Here is a 14,402-nt window from a genome sequence, read left to right as displayed (position 1 = left end):
GGTGGAGTTCCCGTCCATCCTTCGGGTCCGGGAAAGCGTTCCCGCGCACGATGGCCCGGCCCCGGAAACGAGACACCGTGGAGACAGTGCACGAGGTCATCAGGACCCGTGCCCGACCCAGCCCGGAGGACCCGCCCATGTTCGTCGCCTGGCGCGATCTGAGAGTGGCCAAGGGGCGCTTCGCCCTCATCGCCACCGTCGTCACGCTCATCACGATTCTCGTCACCTTCCTGGCCGGCCTCACCGGAGGACTGGCCCAGCAGAACGTCTCGGCCATCACCTCGCTCCAGGCCGACCGGATCGTGTTCTCGGCGGAGGATGCGCAGTCGCCGTCCTACGCCGACTCCGCGATCACGCGCGGCCAGGCCGACGCGTGGGAGCGCCGCGACGGCGTGACCGCCGTCGACCCGTTGGGCATCAGCACGACACGGGTGTCCGCGGGCGATCGGCACGAGACGGTCACCGCGTTCGGCGTCGCGCAGGGCGCGTCGGCCGTGCAGGCTCCCGCCCCCGGTCACGTGACGATGAGCACCGAGACCGCCGAGGATCTCGACGTCGAGAAGGGCGACCACGTGCGCATCGGCGCGAAGTCGTTCGTCGTCGCGACCGAGCCGGACATCACCTGGTACTCCCACCTGCCGGTCGTGCGACTCGACCTGAGCGACTGGCAGGACGTCGGCGCCCGCCCCGGCGAGCCAGCGCCCTTCGCCACCGTGCTGGCCGTCTCCGCGTCGGACACCGACTTCGCGGCGGCCGACGCCGTGGCCGGCACCACCTCCGAGGGCGTGCTGTCCTCGCTGACCGCGCTCGGGTCGTTCCGGTCCGAGATCGGCTCGCTGCTGCTCATGGTGGGGATGCTGTTCGGGATCTCGTCGCTGGTCGTCGGCGCGTTCTTCACCGTGTGGAGCATCCAGCGTCAGCCCGACGTGGCCGTGCTCAAGGCGCTCGGCGCGACGAACCGCATGCTCACCCGAGACGCCCTCGGGCAGGCGGCGGTGGTGCTGCTCCTCGGCGTGAGCGCCGGCATCGCGGTGACCGCCGCGCTCGGCGCCGTGGCCGGCAGCGCGTTGCCCTTCGTCCTCAGCCCGCTGACGACCCTGCTGCCCGGCGTGATCATGACCGCGCTCGGACTCGCCGGCGCCGGACTCGCCACCCGCTCCATCACCCGCACCGACCCCCTCAACGCCCTGGGGAGCAACCGATGATCGACCTGTCCCACATCACCCTGACCTTCCCTGACGGCGCCTCGCGCGTGACCGCGATCGACGACGCGAGCCTGCATGTCGAGGCCGGAAGCACGGCCGGTGTCACCGGTCCCTCCGGCTCCGGGAAGTCCAGCCTGCTGGCCGTCGCGTCCACCCTGATCACCCCCGACCGGGGCACCGTGACCATCGACGGCGTCGAGACCACCGACCTCACCCTGACCGAGAAGGCCGAGCTGCGGCGCACGAAGATCGGCCTGGTCTTCCAGCAGTCGAACCTGCTCGGCTCGCTGACGGCGTACGAGCAGCTGCTCGTGATGAACGAGCTGACGACCGACCCGAAGCGACGCGCCGAGCGACGCGCCACCCGCGAGCGCGCCGCCGAGCTGCTGGATGCGGTCGGCCTCGCGGGCGACCGGGACAAGCGGCCTGCCCAGCTCTCGGGCGGGCAGCGCCAGCGCGTGAACATCGCCCGCGCGCTGATGCACCGTCCGTCGGTCCTCATCGTCGACGAGCCGACCAGCGCCCTGGACCAGGAGCGCGGCGGCCAGATCGTCGACCTGCTGCTGCAGCTGACCGAGGAGAACCACACCGCGACGATCCTGGTGACGCACGACCAGCGGATCCTGCCGCGCCTGACCAGCGCTCACCACATGGTCGACGGGCGACTGCGGGCCCTCAGCGCGTCGGATCAATGATGGTCATCCCGGCGAGCGTCGCGCGGTCGAAGACCGGCAGCAGCTCGGCGGTCTCCTCGAGGCCGATGGTGCGCTCGATGAGTCGCTGGGGCTGGAGGGCGCCCTGCTCGATGAGGGCCATCATCCCCGGATAGTCGGCGGCGGCCATCCCGTGGCTGCCGAGGACGTCGAGCTCCCAGCCGATGACGCGCTCCATCGGCACGCGCGGGTGCCCCTCGATGGCGGGCAGGAGTCCCACCTGGGCGAGGCGACCGCGGCGCCGGAGGCTGAGGATCGCGTCGGCGCAGGTCTGCTCGCTGCCGACGGCGTCGACCGCGACGTGGCTGCCGCCTCCGGTCAGCTCGGCGACCGCGGAGGGAACGTCGCGGCCGTCGGCCAGGAGGACGTGCTCGGCACCGAGGTCGGTCGCGACGCCGAGCGCCTCGGGGTTCCGGTCGACCGCGATGACCCGGGCGCCGAGCGCGCGGGCGATCATGACCGAGCTCAGGCCGACTCCCCCGGCGCCGACCACGGTGACCCACTCGCCCTCGGCGACGCGGGCCCGGCCGACGAGGGCGCGGTACGCGGTGGCGAACCGGCAACCCAGACTTGCCGCGGTGGCGAAGTCGACCGAGTCGGGGATGCGCACGAGGTTCGTGTCGGCGGCGTGGACGACCACCCGCTCGGCGAACGAGCCCCAGTAGGTGAAGCCGGGCTGCTCCTGGTCGGGGCACACCTGCGCGTCGCCTGCGAGGCACCACTCGCACGTGCCGCAGCCCGCGACGAACGGGACGGTGACGCGGTCGCCGACCTGCCAGTCGCGCACGTCGGGGCCGAGCTCGACGATCTCCCCGGCCAGCTCGTGGCCCGGCACATGCGGGAAGGCGACGCCGTCGTCGTGCCCCGCCCACGCGTGCCAGTCGCTGCGGCACAGGCCGGTCGCGACGACCCGCACCACGACCCCGCCGTCGGGCGCCGAGGGCTCGGGGACGTCGCGGACCTCGGGACGGGACCGGGCGGAATCGAGGACGAGCGCGCGCATCCGGCCATCTTCGCAGGATGCGCGCGCTGTCCGCGGGATTCAGCCCTGGGCGCCCACGAGGTCGGCCAACGGCGTGGGCGTGCTGCCGCCGACGCGCTCGACGACGTCGGTCACCCGGGCCAGCTTGCCCAGGCGGATCGACGTGCCGAAGGAGACGAGCAACGGCGCGAACTCCTCGGGGACGCCTGCGGCGACGAGTCCGCCCCGGTAGGCCTCGTCGTCGACGTTGAGCACCTCGATCGGCCGGCCGGCGAGCTGCTCGGCGAGCGCGGCGAAGTCGTCCGCGGTGATCGCGGCGGGACCGGTCACGTCGTAGACCTCGCCCTCGTGGCCGTCGCCCGTCAGCACGGCCGCGGCCACGGCGGCGCAGTCGGCGCGCGTGACGTAGGCGGCGCCGCCGTCGCCCGTGTTCACGAACAGCTGGCCGCTGGCGGCCGCCTGGCGGATCGTGTCGACCTGCATCTCGGCGTAGAGGTTGTTGCGCAGCATCGTCCACGCGAGGCCGCTGGCGCGCAGCGCGTCCTCGGTGGCGGCGTGGTCGGGCACGACACCGGACGGGTTGTCGGGCGTCGGCTCCGGGATCGACGTGTAGGCGACGTGGCTGACACCCGCACGGGAGGCGGCGTCGATCGCGGCCAGGTGGCCGTCGAGGCGGGCGCCCACGATGTCGGTCGAGATCAGCAGCATCCGGTCGACGCCGGCGAGCGCCTCGACGAGGGCGTCGGGCTGGCCGAAGTCGGCCTCGCGGACGATCGCGCCGCGCTCGGCGTAGGTGGCGAGCTTGGAGGGGTCGCGCGTGAGCAGCACGACCTCGGAGGGATCGACGGTGGCGAGGAGCTGGTCGGCGACGAGGCGGCCGAGCTGGCCGGAGGCACCGGTGACGGCGATGGTCATGAGCATTCCTGATCTGTAGTCACGATGATGGCGATTCGTTCGCAACTGTAGTCATGATGGTGGCGATATGGCAAGATGGTCTCGTGGCCCGTTCGACCAACACCCAGTTCGCGGTGGCAGTGCACGTCCTCACGTACCTCGCCGCCGGTGCTGCGGCGGGTCGCACCACCCCCGTCGGCTCCGAGGAGCTCGCCGGCAGCACGGCGGTGAACCCCGTCCACGTGCGCAAGGTGCTCGGCCCCCTGCGCGAGGCCGGTCTCACGGCGTCGCGGCCCGGCGCGCACGGCGGCTGGGAGCTGGCCGTCGACCCCGCCGCGGTCACCCTCGCGCAGGTCTGGAGCGCCCTCCAGGGCGACGACCCGGTGCTCGGCATCCACGGTCCCAACCCGGCCTGCCCCGTCGGAAGCAGCATCCAGGGCGTGCTCGTCGCGCTGGAGCGACGCGTGGCCGACGCGATCGTCGCCGAGCTCGACTCGATCTCGCTGAGCGACGTCCTCGACGAGGGCGGGTTCGACGCTGCCGACTTCGCGGCGCTGGACGACATCGCCTCGGCCTAGTCTGGCCACGTGCCCGAGGGAATCTGGTGGACGTCGTCCGGTGAGGGACCCGCCGTGGTCGTGCCGCGGCTCAACGTCGACTGGACCGCCGTCGACCTCTCTCCCCTGACCGACCGCTTCCGCGTGGTGATCGTGTCGCCGCAAGGCTTCGGTCCCAGCGAGCGGCCCGGCGGCTACGCGATGAGCGGCTTCGTCGCCGACATCGAGCAGGTCCTCGACCACCTGGACGTCGACTCGTACACCGCGTTCGGCTACTCGATGAACGGGGTCATGGCCGTGCGACTGGCGCTGAGCAGCCCGCGCGTCGTCGCCGTGGCGTGCGGTGGCTTCCCTCTCACCGCCGACCTCGCCGGCATGGGTGACCGGGCGCGCGCCCGCAACGAGGCGGCACGGCACGATCCCGATGCCTGGGCCGAGGTCCTCGCGACCTACGACCCCGTGGCGGCCGAGGCCTTCTGGGACGACGTCGCCGCGCTTCCGCGGAACGCGCTGGCCGACCTCGCCCGCCCCCTCCGCACGTGGTGGGGAGAGGAGGACGCCCTGGTGGCGTCGTTCCTCTCCCCTGCCGAGCTCCGCAGCGATCTGGACGCACGCGGCATCCCGTACGAGGTCGTGCCGGGACTCGACCACGACGGCATGCTGCGGCGCCTCGACCTCGTCCTGCCGTCCGTTGTGGACTGGCTGGCCGTGCACCTCGACTAGCGCAGCGACCGCGCCAGCGCGGGGATCATCACGGCCGCCGCGACGAGGTGGAGCGCGATCAGCGCCAGCGCCGTCGCAGCGCTCGCGCCCACCACCAGCGGCGGCACCAGCGAGACCGCCGTGAGCGTCACCGCGACCCGTACGAACCACGCCGCCGGCCGAGGGCTCCAGCGAGCCAGCCCGAGCGCCATCGCGACTCCGGCCAGCGAGAGCATGGTCGTCACCGACGTGAACCCGGCGACCGGGATGGACTCGCCACCGTCGGGGATCTCGAAGTCGACGCCCGCCGCCTTCGCGAGCGCGCCGCCGGCCGTGGTGACGGCCGCCGCCACGACCGTCGCGACGATCCCGGTGAGGGCGACCCGGCCCAGCCGCGGGCGCACGGCCTGCGCCACCGCCGCGCGGCTCACGACTCCTCCAGGCGCTCGGGCAGCCCCAGCCGCGGGAACTGGTCGTCGTGGAAGGTGACGATCTCGGCGATCTGCCCGTCCTCGACACGCAGCACGTCGACGGTCAGCGGCAGGTACGCCTTGTCGGCCTCGCGCCAGAGGTAGGCGCCGATGGCGGGCTGCCGGTTGACCGAGGTCGGCACGATCCGCAGGCCTCGCATCTCCGGGAACCCGCCCGCGGTCCAGTCGGCGACGACCGCGTCGCGACCGATCTGCACACCGGGCGTCGGCGGCATGGAGCACCGCACGTCGTCGCGCAGCATCTTGGCGATCGCGTCGATGTCGGTGGCGAGGCAGGCCTCGCTGTAGCGGCGCACGACCTCGCGTGTCTGCGCGTCGTCGGCGCCGCCGGTCCAGTCCTGCCGCTCGGCGGGGAGGTGCTCGCGCATCCCCGCGCGAGCCCGCTGGAGCGCGCTGTTCACGGAGTTCACCGAGTCGCCCAGCAGCTCGGCGACGTCCTTCGCCGGCCAGCCGATCACCTCGCGCAGGACCAGCGCGGCTCGCGGGCGCGGCGCCAGGTGCTGGAGCGCGACGATGTACGCGAGCTCGATCGTCTCGCGGGCGACCGCGGCCGTCTCGGGCTCCTCGGACTCGTCCGCGCGCAGCTCGTCGAGCAGCCGGTCCGGGTACGGCTGCAGCCACAGCACCTCACCACCGGTCGCGGGCTCGGGGCGCCGCTTCGCGATCAGGTCGAGCGCCGCGTTCGTCGCGATCCGGTACAGCCACGCGCGGAACGTGGAGCGCCCCTCGTAGGTCTCACGCCGTCGCCACGCCCGCAGGAACGTCTCCTGCACGGCGTCCTCGGCGTCCTCGAACGAGCCGAGCATCCGGTAGCAGTGCACGTGCAGCTCTCGCCGGTGCCGTTCGACCATCGCGGAGAACGTCGGCTCGTCGACCTCGGTCATGTCGCTCCGCTCCCCCACTCGCGTGTCCACACTCATGGTCATCCTCTTCCGTCTCGTCATGTCCTGTCACAGGTATGACGGGAGGGAGCGCCGGAACTCATCACCGGCGCGTGAGACCGGCGCCGTCCTAGGCGCCGCGGTCGGCGGTGCCTCGGCTGAGCGCCAGGTGGCCGCCGAGGAACCCGGCCCCCGCCGCCACGAGGTTCCCCGCGAGGGCGAACCGTGCTCCGGCCCCGTCATGCCCACGCAGCCGCGCGACCAGCGAGCCGAGGAAGAGGAAGGTGGCCACGTCGGTGGCGGCCGAGTGCGCCGCGCCGATGCGGCGCTCCGGGCCGGCCAGCTCGGTCCAGTCCCCCGCGCCCGCGAGGGCGGTCGGCACCGAGGCCGCCAGGCCCGCAGCGGTAAGCACCGTGGCGCTGCGACGTGCGCTCTCGCCCCCGACGACGTCGAGGATCGTGGCGCTGAGCCAGCAGCCGAGCGTGACATCGGTCAGCGGCGGGTGCACGGAGTGTCCGAACGCGTCGGTGTGGAGCGGACTGCGTCGTGCCCAGTCGAGCAACGGCCCGTAGACCCGCTGCTGGGCGTTCCCGATCGCCTCCGCCACCGGGCTCTCGCCCACCCTGCGGATCACGCGCTCTGCCAGCGACGCGGACACGCTCTCACGGTACGCCCGCCGCGCGCCCGGGAACAGGCCTCAGGAGCGCGGACGCCGCAGCACGACCTCATCGTCCTCCTGCTCCCCGGTCTCGACGAAGCCGAGCGAGCGGTAGAGCCCCAGCGCGACCTCGTTCTCCGGAGCGACCGAGAGCGCGGCTTCGCGGTACGCCGTGCCCGACAGCGACGGCTCCTCGCGCTCCCACAGGTCGAGCAGCGTCCGCACGGTGGCGCGACCGAGACCCTGCCCCTGGCGCTCGGCGTCGATGACGAGGCCGCCGATCCAGTGACTGCCGTCGTCGGTGTCCACGGCCCACATCACGTGGCCGACCACGGCGCCGTCGTCGTCCTGGACCGCGTACGAGCGCCAGAGCCCGTCATCCGCCGAGAGGCACAGGTAGTACGCGGCCTCGGCGACCCACTCGCGCTGGGTCTCCGCGGCCTTCACTCGGGTGATGTCCCGCCAGTTGCCGGCGGCGGCCGGAGCCAGGGTCACCATGTCTGCGTCCTTCGTTCGGTGTGACTGGTGAGCCTAGCGAGGCGAGGCCCGCGTGAGATGCGTCACGTCGGTCAATCTTCGTCTCTCGCGTTTTTCCCTGGAACGGCAGGTCGCACGTCGAGTAACTCCGCGTTCCGTCCGAAACCCTCCGGTTGGGGTTCGCCCCAGAAGCCTGCCTAGTCTCCCTGAGGCCCCAACGGGCCAGGTCGTGAGCGCGCTGAACTCGCCGAGGCTCACGGGACCAGTCAACGCATCTCAATCGGCGAGCCGGGGAAACCAGCACGGCGTCGCGCCCAGCGCGCGACTTGGGGCTCACCACCGCACGGTGGGGCACACCTTCACTGCCAGCCCGACAGGTCTCTCCTCGAAGGCGTTGAAGGAGAGCCCCCATATGCGACACGTCGCACGAGTGCTCGCTGCCACCATGGCCGCGTCCGTCCTGTCCATCGCCGCTCCCGCCGCCCAGGCGGCCCCGGTGACCACCTCCGCCGCCGCGACCTCCGCGGTCGCCTCCTCCACCAGCTCGCCCACCGCGGCCGAGCTCCGCAAGCAGCGCATCCTCAAGAAGAAGAAGGCGCTCAAGCGCAAGAAGTACGTCATCGCGCGCAAGAAGGCGATCAAGCGCAAGCGCGCGATCATCCGCGGCAAGAAGATCATGAACGCCGCCGCGAAGCAGAAGGGCACCCCGTACCGCTGGGGCGGCTCGAGCCCGTCCGGCTTCGACTGCTCCGGCCTCGTCAAGTACGCCGTGAAGAAGTCCGTCAAGAAGAGCATGCCGCGCGTCGCCGGTGCCCAGATGAAGAAGGGCAAGAAGGTCTCCAAGGGCGACAAGCGCAAGGGCGACCTGATCGGCTTCTACAACGGGTCGGGCGTCTACCACATCGGCATCTACGCCGGTGACGGCAAGATCTGGCACTCCCCCCGTCCGGGCAAGAGCGTCGAGAAGGTCAAGATCTGGACCGGCTCCTACAAGGTCCGCCGGGTCTGATCCCGCAGCACCCCGTCGAAGGGCGAGTCACCGATGGTGACTCGCCCTTCGTGCGTTCACCCCGCCCTACGGCGTGACGACGACCTTGCCGAGGGCGCGACCCGCGCCGAGGTGCGCGAGCGCCTCGGGCACCTCGTCGAGCGTGAACGTGCGGTCCACGTGCACCCGCACGTCGCCGGCGGTGACGAGGTCCGCGAGCGGCAGGAAGTGCTCCGGGCCCTCCTTCACGACGAGCACGCCGAGGGAGCGACCCGTCGCAAGACCGAGGACCGATCCCGCCGTGAGCACCCGCAGCAGGGTGCCGACCGAGCCGCCGACGCAGCGGTAGGTGCCTCCGCGCGTGACCGAACGGCGGTACGCGAAGACGGAGCGGTGCGCGACGAGGTCGAGCACGAGGTCGTTCGGCTGCCCGCGGGTGAAGTCCTCGCGCTCGTAGTCGATCACCTCGTCGGCGCCGAGCGAGCGCATGTGGTCGAGCTTCGAGGCATGGTCGACGGCGGTGACGTGGGCGCCTCGCTGCTTCGCCAGCTGGATCGCGAAGGTGCCCGAGCCGCCACCTGCTCCGTTGATCAGGACGCGGGCGCCCGGCCGCACCCTCGCCATCCCCTGGAGCGCGATCGCGCCGGCCTGCGGGATCGTCGAGGCCTCGACGAAGCCGAGTCCCTGCGGCAGCGGCGCCAGCCCGGACTCCGGTGCGAGTGCGAGCTCGGCGAACCCGCCCTTGAGCGCGAGGTTGTCGCCGAACACCCGATCTCCCGGACGGAAGTGTCTGACGCCCTCGCCCACACGCTCCACGACCCCTGCGATGTCCGAGCCGAGCGTCGGTCGCGCGGGCGCGCGCAGACCGCCGATCCGCGCATAGAGCGGTGAGCCGGTCAGGCACTCCCAGTCGCTGAGGTTCAGCGACGTCGCCGCGACCCGGACCAGGACCTGCCCCGCGGCCGGCGACGGCACGGGCACGTCCTCGACGCGCAGCACCTCAGTCCCGCCGTAGCGATCCTGGACCACGGCTCTCATGGCGTCTCACGCTCCCGCCATCGGGTGATCCGCTGGCGGACGGTGCTCTCGAGGCCGGGGTCGTCGACCCCCTCGGCGTGGATCGTCCACGTCCAGCCATCCGCGGTCATCCAGGTCGTCCCCTCGAAGTCGAGGTCGTCCGGGGACGCGGCGCCCTGTACGGAGACGCGAGCGCGCGGCGCGAGGCCGATCCAGATCGTGTCTGCCACGACGTCGACGTCCTCGAATTCGAACGACACCTCCGCCACAAGGCCGTTCACGGCGAGCGAGTCCCGAACCTCCGACCCACGGCGAGCGCTCTCGCGCAGGTGACGCCGCAGCGAATCGGGGACGGGCCCGTCGGACACCACCTCCCCGTCGGGCCCGACAGCCACGCCGACGTAGGCGAACCACCCGCTCTCCGTGACCTCGCCGTCCCACCTCAGGAGCTGCGGATCGATCGCGTCGACCACCTCGAGCTCGTGCCAGCGCAGGATCTCCTCGCCGTCCTCGAGGATCTCGAACGGCATGCCGGTCGTGACGTCGAGGACGTACGTGAGACCGAGCTCCTCGTCCTCCGGGTCCCGGAGCGTGAAGGTCGCGGTCTCCCGGCCGAAGCGCCGACCCCGGACCACGGTTCCGTCGAGCCGTCGTTCGCGCAGGTCCAGCTCGCCCAGCTCCGGCCGGCGGATCAGCACCCACGGCTCGTCCTCCTCGTCGTGGTCGAACGCGCCGGGACCGCTCTCCACCGGAACGCCTCCGCCCACGGGGAAGTCCAGGCTCCGCTCCGGCTCACGGATCGAGCGCAGCTCGCCCTCGACCGCTCCACCCGACGACGCTCCCCGTGCTTCCAGACCCGGAAGCGCTCGCCATGGAGCGCGACCGTTCCGCGCACCGGCGGCTCCGCGGCCTCCCCACACGTCAGACGCACCAGCAGCTCGAAAATCTCCTCGTTCACACCGCGACGCTAGCGCTCGGCGGTGCCGCGACGGGGCGGTTCAGCCCAGCGGACCGCCCGGCGCCAGCGCGAGCCTCGCGAAGCGCTCGCCCATGAGCCGGTGCGTCTCGGCGCTCGGGTGCAGCGCGTCGGGCAGCGGGTGCGCCTCGGCGTCAGCCTCGCCGTAGAGGCTGAGCCCGTCGAGCAGGTACACGTGCGGGTCGTCCACGCGGCGGGCCTCGACGATCTGGCGCAGCTGCTCGCGGATGACCCGAAGCGTCAGCCTCCCCATCGCGACGTCGGCCGGGTCCCCCGTGGCCATGAAGCGCACGGCGTCCGTGCCCAACGTGGACGGGTCAGGGAGGCCCGGACCGGGCGTGTCCTCGTGGATCGGACACAGGATCGGCGAGACCACCAGCAGCGGGGTGTGCGGGTGGCCCTCGCGGATCGTGTCGAGGAACCCGTGCACCGCCGCGACGAATCCCCGGACGCGCATCAGGTCGGCATTCACGAGATTGATCCCGATCTTCACGCTGATCGCGTCGGCCGGCAGGTCGCGCATCGTGCGCGCGGTGGCCGGATCGAGCAGGGCGCTGCCGCTGAAGCCGAGGTTCACCAGGTCCACGCCTACCGACGCCGCGGCGATCGCCGGCCACGTGCCGGTCGGCGTCAGCGCGTTGGAGCCGTGGCTGATCGAGCTCCCGTGGTGCAGCCAGACGCGACGGCCGGACGCGCCGACGGGCTCCACCGCGGCGTCCGCGCGCAGCGAGACCAGCTCGGTGAGCTCGTTGTGGGGCAGCCAGAGTTCGAGCGTCTTGGATCGCGCCGGGAGGTCGCCGAACGTGATCGTGCCCGGCTCGCCGCGCGTGACCTCGCGACCACCGGTGGTCATGTCGATCATGAGCAGGTCTCCGCCGTCGACCGAGGCACGCCCGAACGGCTCGCCGTCGACGACGAGCTCGTACACCCCCGCGGGGCGTGCGGGCGCTCCGACGTAGCCGACGCGCGTCGGACGGGCGGTCAGCTCGATCGTCGACGCGGTCGTCCGCATGACGAGGCGGACACCTGACGGCTGGGCCTCGGCCATGAGCAGCTGCGGGTCGGGCAGCTGACGCCGTGCCCACGCCGGCAGCCGGTGTGGCTGGACGCCGGTCGCGGTGTGCTCGAGCTCGACCACGCCGCGGAACAGCTCGCCGGCCAAAGGGACGTCGTGCAGGTCGGGGTCGGTCATCGGGTGGTGTCCTCGTCGGTGGGCCAGTGGGTCAGGGCGCTGTCGAGCGCCTGGGTCATGCGGAGCCACGATGCCTCGGGGTCGGGCTCGGAGCGGTCGAAGCCGCCGTTCACGTGCAGGCGGACGAAGCCGTTGATCGTGCTGCCGATCAGGCGGACGGCATGGGTCAGCTCCGCCTCGGGGAGGTCGTAGCCGCGCACGACTGCCAGCATCAGCGCGGCCACGCGACCACCCGGCGCCCCGGCGTCCGGGGCGGTGATGCGGACCTGCGTGGCCTCCCATCGGCCCGGGTGGTCGTTCGCGTACGTGCGGATCGTGTCGACGAGGGCGCCCAACGCGTCACGACCGGCGCGACCGGCGAGAGCGAGCCCGAGCCGGTCCGCGAGCTCGGCCAGGGCGAGCGTGCTGACCCGACCTCGCAGGTCGTCGGTGCCGCGGAGGTGGAAGTACACGCTGGCCGGCTTCACACCGACGCGCCGGGCGACCTCCGAGACGGTGACCTGGTCGAGGCCGAGCTCGTCGGCGAGGCCGGCAGCCGTCTCGGTGAGCGACTCGGCCGTGAGCGGGGTGCGGGCGTCCATCCATCTACTTCCTGTAGTTCCTCGCCTACAGGGTATAGGTGCACACAACGCGGCACCCCGCCGGTGCGACGATGTGGCGATGGACGTGCTGGAGTTCGCCGACGGCCAGGCGTGGGACACGTGGCTCGAGGAGCATCACGACACCGCGACGGAGGCCTGGCTGCGCATCCGACGCAAGCACGCCGACCTGCCGCTCATCACGATCGGCGACGCCCTCGACGGCGCACTGTGCCACGGCTGGATCGACCGGCTCCGGCGAGATGCGGCCAGGCGGGCTCGCGTCGCTCGAGGCAGCCCGCGCTGATGGCCGATGGGCCGCCGCCTACGCACCCCAGTCCGCGGGCGAGGTCCCGTCCGACCTCCGAGCGGCACTCGCAGCGGTCGCCGAGGCCGCTGCGGTCTTCCGTCAGCTCAGTCGCACCGAGCAGTACGACCTGGTGCTGCCACTGCTCAAGGCACGCAGCGCCGAAGCCCGGTCGCGTCACGTGGCGGCCGCGGTCGACCGACTCCGTCCCGACTAGGGCTCAGCCCGACACCCTTGCGCGCTCCACCCGGACCAGCCACTGCCGGATCAGGGCGCCCAGCACCTCGGGCTCCTCGTGCGGCAGCGCGTGACCGGCCTCGTCCACCACCGCGACCGTCGCGCGCGGGTGGACGTGCATCAGGTCGGCCGCCGCGGCGTATCCCACGGTCGAGTCGCGCCGCCCCGCGACGACGAGCGTCGGCCCCGGGTAGGGCTTGGCCGCGAGGGAGAGACCCCAGTTCTCGCCCATGCGCTCCATCGCCTCCTCGTCCACGAGGTCGGCGGCCGGTGCCACGTACCGCTCGTAGCGCTCGTACATCTCGGGCGTCTGCACCACGAAGTAGCCCCGGAACACGTGGTCGCCGATCCCGTTCGACGTCACGACGGGCCGGTGCTCGGGGACGTCCTGCTCGTCGGGGAGCACCGGGCAGACGAGGGCGAGCCCGGCCACCTGGTCCCACAGCCGGGCCGCCATCGCCTGGGCCAGGTAGGCGCCCCACGAGTGACCGACCAGGAGGAACGGCTCGGGTCCGACCTCGGCCAGGACGAACCGGATCATGAGGTGCAGGACGTCGTCGGACGAGTGCAGCTCATCCGCAGCCGGCGACCGACCCATCCCCGGCAGGTCCGGGTAGATCCGGCGCAGGCCCGCAGCCTCGAGGATCGGGTCGAAGCAGGCCTCGGCCTCGCGGTGGTCGACTCCCGCACCGTGCAGCACCACCGCCGGGCGGCCCTCCCCGTGCCGGACGACGTGGAGTTCCCCGGGCTCCATGTCTCGCAAGATAGTCCTCGTCGCCGAGGAAGTCAGCCCATCTTGTCGACCCACCGCGTGAGCAGGCCGCGCTCGTCGACGTCGTGGTAAGCCGGCGGACCGGGCACGGGGTCGCCGCGCAGGCACGCGATGACCTCGGCCGGGCCGTAGAGGTGCTCCTCGACCGCGGTGGTCCAGTGCACCTCGGGCGAGAGGCTCCGCTCCAGCCGCGTCCAGTCCCTCCGCTCGATGAGGCTCAGGATGTTGCCGACGGCGGGCACGAACTCAGCCACGGGTCCTCCGGGACGGGTCGGGGTCACGCGGGTCGCCGAGGCCGAACGGGCCGGCCGCCGTGACGCGGAGGTCGTCGACACCGACCGCGTGCCCGGCCGCGCACCTCACGGCGATCTCGACGGGCTCGCCGCAGCCGTCGTGGCTGAGCTCGGGCGGGTAGGGCGGCGGGTCGTGCCGGTTGCCCCACTGCAGCAACGCGAACACGGCGGGGAGCAGGTCGGCGCCCGCCTCGGTCAGCACGTAGGCGTGACGCAGACGGCTGCCGGGCTCACGGTACGGATGCTTCTCGAGGATCCCGACAGCTGTCAGCTCACGCAGCTGCGCGGCCGTGGTGGCGTCGGTCAGTCCGGCACGCGCGGCGAACTGGTCGAACCGCGTGGCGCCGTAGAACGCCTCGCGCAGGACGAGCATCGCCGAGCGCGTGCGCAGCGCCGCCATCGCGCGCTCGATCGGGCAGTAGGCGCCGATGGGCTCCTCGCCGCGCGACGCCAGTGCACCCCCGAGCTTGATGGGCATACCC

General features: G+C 72.4%; 20 protein-coding genes. 7 read left to right on the top strand and 13 right to left on the bottom strand.

Features of this window, described 5'->3' with window-relative positions:
* Window positions 1-77 precede the first annotated feature (77 nt).
* Both O3S82_RS07915 and O3S82_RS07910 read left to right on the top strand, forming a co-directional pair.
* Entirely contained in the window at window positions 78-1,205 is a 1,128-nt protein-coding gene (locus tag O3S82_RS07915) for an FtsX-like permease family protein (RefSeq protein WP_269306828.1), read from the top strand.
* Entirely contained in the window at window positions 1,202-1,900 is a 699-nt protein-coding gene (locus O3S82_RS07910; RefSeq protein WP_269306826.1) for an ABC transporter ATP-binding protein, read from the top strand. Before O3S82_RS07915 ends, O3S82_RS07910 begins: the two co-directional genes overlap by 4 nt.
* Here O3S82_RS07910 and O3S82_RS07905 read toward each other — a convergent pair.
* Window positions 1,881-2,921: a zinc-dependent alcohol dehydrogenase family protein gene (locus tag O3S82_RS07905; protein ID WP_269306823.1), complete on the bottom strand. Its 1,041-nt coding sequence runs from the start codon at window positions 2,919-2,921 to the stop codon at window positions 1,881-1,883. The two genes, O3S82_RS07910 and O3S82_RS07905, sit on opposite strands and share 20 nt — an antisense overlap.
* Before the next feature lie 39 nt (window positions 2,922-2,960).
* The gene (locus O3S82_RS07900) at window positions 2,961-3,821 is read right to left on the bottom strand and encodes an SDR family oxidoreductase (RefSeq protein WP_269306821.1); all 861 of its coding nucleotides are present in this window, start codon (window positions 3,819-3,821) and stop codon (window positions 2,961-2,963) included.
* A gap of 77 nt (window positions 3,822-3,898) precedes the next feature.
* On the opposite strand from O3S82_RS07900, the gene O3S82_RS07895 reads away from it, so the two are divergent.
* Window positions 3,899-4,372: an Rrf2 family transcriptional regulator gene (locus O3S82_RS07895; RefSeq protein WP_269306819.1), complete on the top strand. Its 474-nt coding sequence runs from the start codon at window positions 3,899-3,901 to the stop codon at window positions 4,370-4,372.
* 9 nt (window positions 4,373-4,381) lie between these two features.
* Window positions 4,382-5,074: an alpha/beta fold hydrolase gene (locus tag O3S82_RS07890; RefSeq protein ID WP_269306817.1), complete on the top strand. Its 693-nt coding sequence runs from the start codon at window positions 4,382-4,384 to the stop codon at window positions 5,072-5,074.
* Here O3S82_RS07890 and O3S82_RS07885 read toward each other — a convergent pair.
* The 4 genes from O3S82_RS07885 to O3S82_RS07870 form a co-directional block, all read right to left on the bottom strand.
* Complete coding sequence (locus tag O3S82_RS07885) at window positions 5,071-5,484, bottom strand: DUF6069 family protein (RefSeq protein WP_269306816.1); 414 nt, start codon at window positions 5,482-5,484, stop codon at window positions 5,071-5,073. The two genes, O3S82_RS07890 and O3S82_RS07885, sit on opposite strands and share 4 nt — an antisense overlap.
* On the bottom strand, window positions 5,481-6,464 hold the full coding sequence (locus tag O3S82_RS07880; RefSeq protein ID WP_269306814.1) for an RNA polymerase subunit sigma-70: 984 nt from the start codon (window positions 6,462-6,464) through the stop codon (window positions 5,481-5,483). Before O3S82_RS07880 ends, O3S82_RS07885 begins: the two co-directional genes overlap by 4 nt.
* Window positions 6,465-6,555: 91 nt before the next feature.
* Window positions 6,556-7,083: a hypothetical protein gene (locus O3S82_RS07875; RefSeq protein WP_179424528.1), complete on the bottom strand. Its 528-nt coding sequence runs from the start codon at window positions 7,081-7,083 to the stop codon at window positions 6,556-6,558.
* Between the two features lie 39 nt (window positions 7,084-7,122).
* Complete coding sequence (locus O3S82_RS07870) at window positions 7,123-7,581, bottom strand: GNAT family N-acetyltransferase (RefSeq protein WP_269306811.1); 459 nt, start codon at window positions 7,579-7,581, stop codon at window positions 7,123-7,125.
* Window positions 7,582-8,005: 424 nt separating this feature from the next.
* Here O3S82_RS07870 and O3S82_RS07865 point away from each other — a divergent pair, with 424 nt between their 5' ends.
* Entirely contained in the window at window positions 8,006-8,569 is a 564-nt protein-coding gene (locus O3S82_RS07865; protein WP_179424530.1) for a C40 family peptidase, read from the top strand.
* Window positions 8,570-8,635: 66 nt separating this feature from the next.
* Here O3S82_RS07865 and O3S82_RS07860 read toward each other — a convergent pair whose 3' ends face one another.
* From O3S82_RS07860 to O3S82_RS07845, 4 genes are all read right to left on the bottom strand, one after another.
* Window positions 8,636-9,586, bottom strand: a complete 951-nt coding sequence (locus tag O3S82_RS07860; RefSeq protein WP_269306808.1) for an NAD(P)-dependent alcohol dehydrogenase — start codon at window positions 9,584-9,586, stop codon at window positions 8,636-8,638.
* Entirely contained in the window at window positions 9,583-10,314 is a 732-nt protein-coding gene (locus O3S82_RS07855) for a hypothetical protein (RefSeq protein ID WP_269306806.1), read from the bottom strand. The genes O3S82_RS07860 and O3S82_RS07855 overlap by 4 nt, the downstream gene beginning before the upstream one ends.
* A 249-nt stretch (window positions 10,315-10,563) precedes the next feature.
* Complete coding sequence (locus tag O3S82_RS07850) at window positions 10,564-11,733, bottom strand: SGNH/GDSL hydrolase family protein (RefSeq protein WP_269306804.1); 1,170 nt, start codon at window positions 11,731-11,733, stop codon at window positions 10,564-10,566.
* Window positions 11,730-12,314: a TetR/AcrR family transcriptional regulator gene (locus tag O3S82_RS07845; RefSeq protein WP_269306802.1), complete on the bottom strand. Its 585-nt coding sequence runs from the start codon at window positions 12,312-12,314 to the stop codon at window positions 11,730-11,732. Before O3S82_RS07845 ends, O3S82_RS07850 begins: the two co-directional genes overlap by 4 nt.
* A 79-nt stretch (window positions 12,315-12,393) precedes the next feature.
* Between O3S82_RS07845 and O3S82_RS07840 the strand changes: the two genes are divergently transcribed.
* Window positions 12,394-12,618 carry a YdeI/OmpD-associated family protein gene (locus O3S82_RS07840; RefSeq protein ID WP_269306800.1) on the top strand — a complete coding sequence of 75 codons (225 nt, stop codon included), beginning with the start codon at window positions 12,394-12,396 and terminating at the stop codon, window positions 12,616-12,618.
* Window positions 12,575-12,835 (top strand): YdeI/OmpD-associated family protein, encoded by a 261-nt coding sequence (locus O3S82_RS07835; RefSeq protein ID WP_269306799.1) that lies wholly within the window; start codon window positions 12,575-12,577, stop codon window positions 12,833-12,835. The genes O3S82_RS07840 and O3S82_RS07835 overlap by 44 nt, the downstream gene beginning before the upstream one ends.
* A 3-nt stretch (window positions 12,836-12,838) precedes the next feature.
* On the opposite strand, the gene O3S82_RS07830 is transcribed toward O3S82_RS07835, so the two are convergent.
* Genes O3S82_RS07830 through O3S82_RS07820 form a run of 3 tightly spaced genes read right to left on the bottom strand, consistent with a single transcriptional unit; the run spans window position 12,839 to window position 14,398 of the window.
* Window positions 12,839-13,609: an alpha/beta fold hydrolase gene (locus O3S82_RS07830; protein ID WP_269306797.1), complete on the bottom strand. Its 771-nt coding sequence runs from the start codon at window positions 13,607-13,609 to the stop codon at window positions 12,839-12,841.
* 32 nt (window positions 13,610-13,641) lie between these two features.
* A complete protein-coding gene (locus O3S82_RS07825) occupies window positions 13,642-13,881 on the bottom strand; it encodes a hypothetical protein (protein WP_179424536.1) in 240 nt (79 codons plus the stop codon).
* Complete coding sequence (locus tag O3S82_RS07820) at window positions 13,874-14,398, bottom strand: winged helix-turn-helix transcriptional regulator (RefSeq protein WP_179424537.1); 525 nt, start codon at window positions 14,396-14,398, stop codon at window positions 13,874-13,876. The genes O3S82_RS07825 and O3S82_RS07820 overlap by 8 nt, the downstream gene beginning before the upstream one ends.
* Between the last annotated feature and the right edge of the window lie 4 nt (window positions 14,399-14,402).

The sequence above is a fragment of the Aeromicrobium sp. HA genome (genome assembly GCF_027171405.1).
Taxonomy (GTDB): domain Bacteria; phylum Actinomycetota; class Actinomycetes; order Propionibacteriales; family Nocardioidaceae; genus Aeromicrobium; species Aeromicrobium tamlense.
The sequence above is the reverse complement of the archived record's forward strand: the minus strand, read 5'-3'. Positions and strand labels throughout refer to the sequence as shown.

Excerpts from the sequence above, each read along its gene's own strand:
- O3S82_RS07910 (WP_269306826.1), top strand. The coding sequence starts at position 1,202 with ATGATCGACCTGTCCCACATCACCCTGACCTTCCCTGACGGCGCCTCG.
- O3S82_RS07905 (WP_269306823.1), bottom strand. The coding sequence starts at position 2,921 with ATGCGCGCGCTCGTCCTCGATTCCGCCCGGTCCCGTCCCGAGGTCCGC.
- O3S82_RS07900 (WP_269306821.1), bottom strand. The coding sequence starts at position 3,821 with ATGCTCATGACCATCGCCGTCACCGGTGCCTCCGGCCAGCTCGGCCGC.
- O3S82_RS07880 (WP_269306814.1), bottom strand. The coding sequence starts at position 6,464 with ATGAGTGTGGACACGCGAGTGGGGGAGCGGAGCGACATGACCGAGGTC.
- O3S82_RS07870 (WP_269306811.1), bottom strand. The coding sequence starts at position 7,581 with ATGGTGACCCTGGCTCCGGCCGCCGCCGGCAACTGGCGGGACATCACC.
- O3S82_RS07865 (WP_179424530.1), top strand. The coding sequence starts at position 8,006 with ATGGCCGCGTCCGTCCTGTCCATCGCCGCTCCCGCCGCCCAGGCGGCC.
- O3S82_RS07860 (WP_269306808.1), bottom strand. The coding sequence starts at position 9,586 with ATGAGAGCCGTGGTCCAGGATCGCTACGGCGGGACTGAGGTGCTGCGC.
- O3S82_RS07850 (WP_269306804.1), bottom strand. The coding sequence starts at position 11,733 with ATGACCGACCCCGACCTGCACGACGTCCCTTTGGCCGGCGAGCTGTTC.
- O3S82_RS07845 (WP_269306802.1), bottom strand. The coding sequence starts at position 12,314 with ATGGACGCCCGCACCCCGCTCACGGCCGAGTCGCTCACCGAGACGGCT.
- O3S82_RS07840 (WP_269306800.1), top strand. The coding sequence starts at position 12,394 with ATGGACGTGCTGGAGTTCGCCGACGGCCAGGCGTGGGACACGTGGCTC.
- O3S82_RS07835 (WP_269306799.1), top strand. The coding sequence starts at position 12,575 with ATGCGGCCAGGCGGGCTCGCGTCGCTCGAGGCAGCCCGCGCTGATGGC.
- O3S82_RS07830 (WP_269306797.1), bottom strand. The coding sequence starts at position 13,609 with ATGGAGCCCGGGGAACTCCACGTCGTCCGGCACGGGGAGGGCCGCCCG.
- O3S82_RS07820 (WP_179424537.1), bottom strand. The coding sequence starts at position 14,398 with ATGCCCATCAAGCTCGGGGGTGCACTGGCGTCGCGCGGCGAGGAGCCC.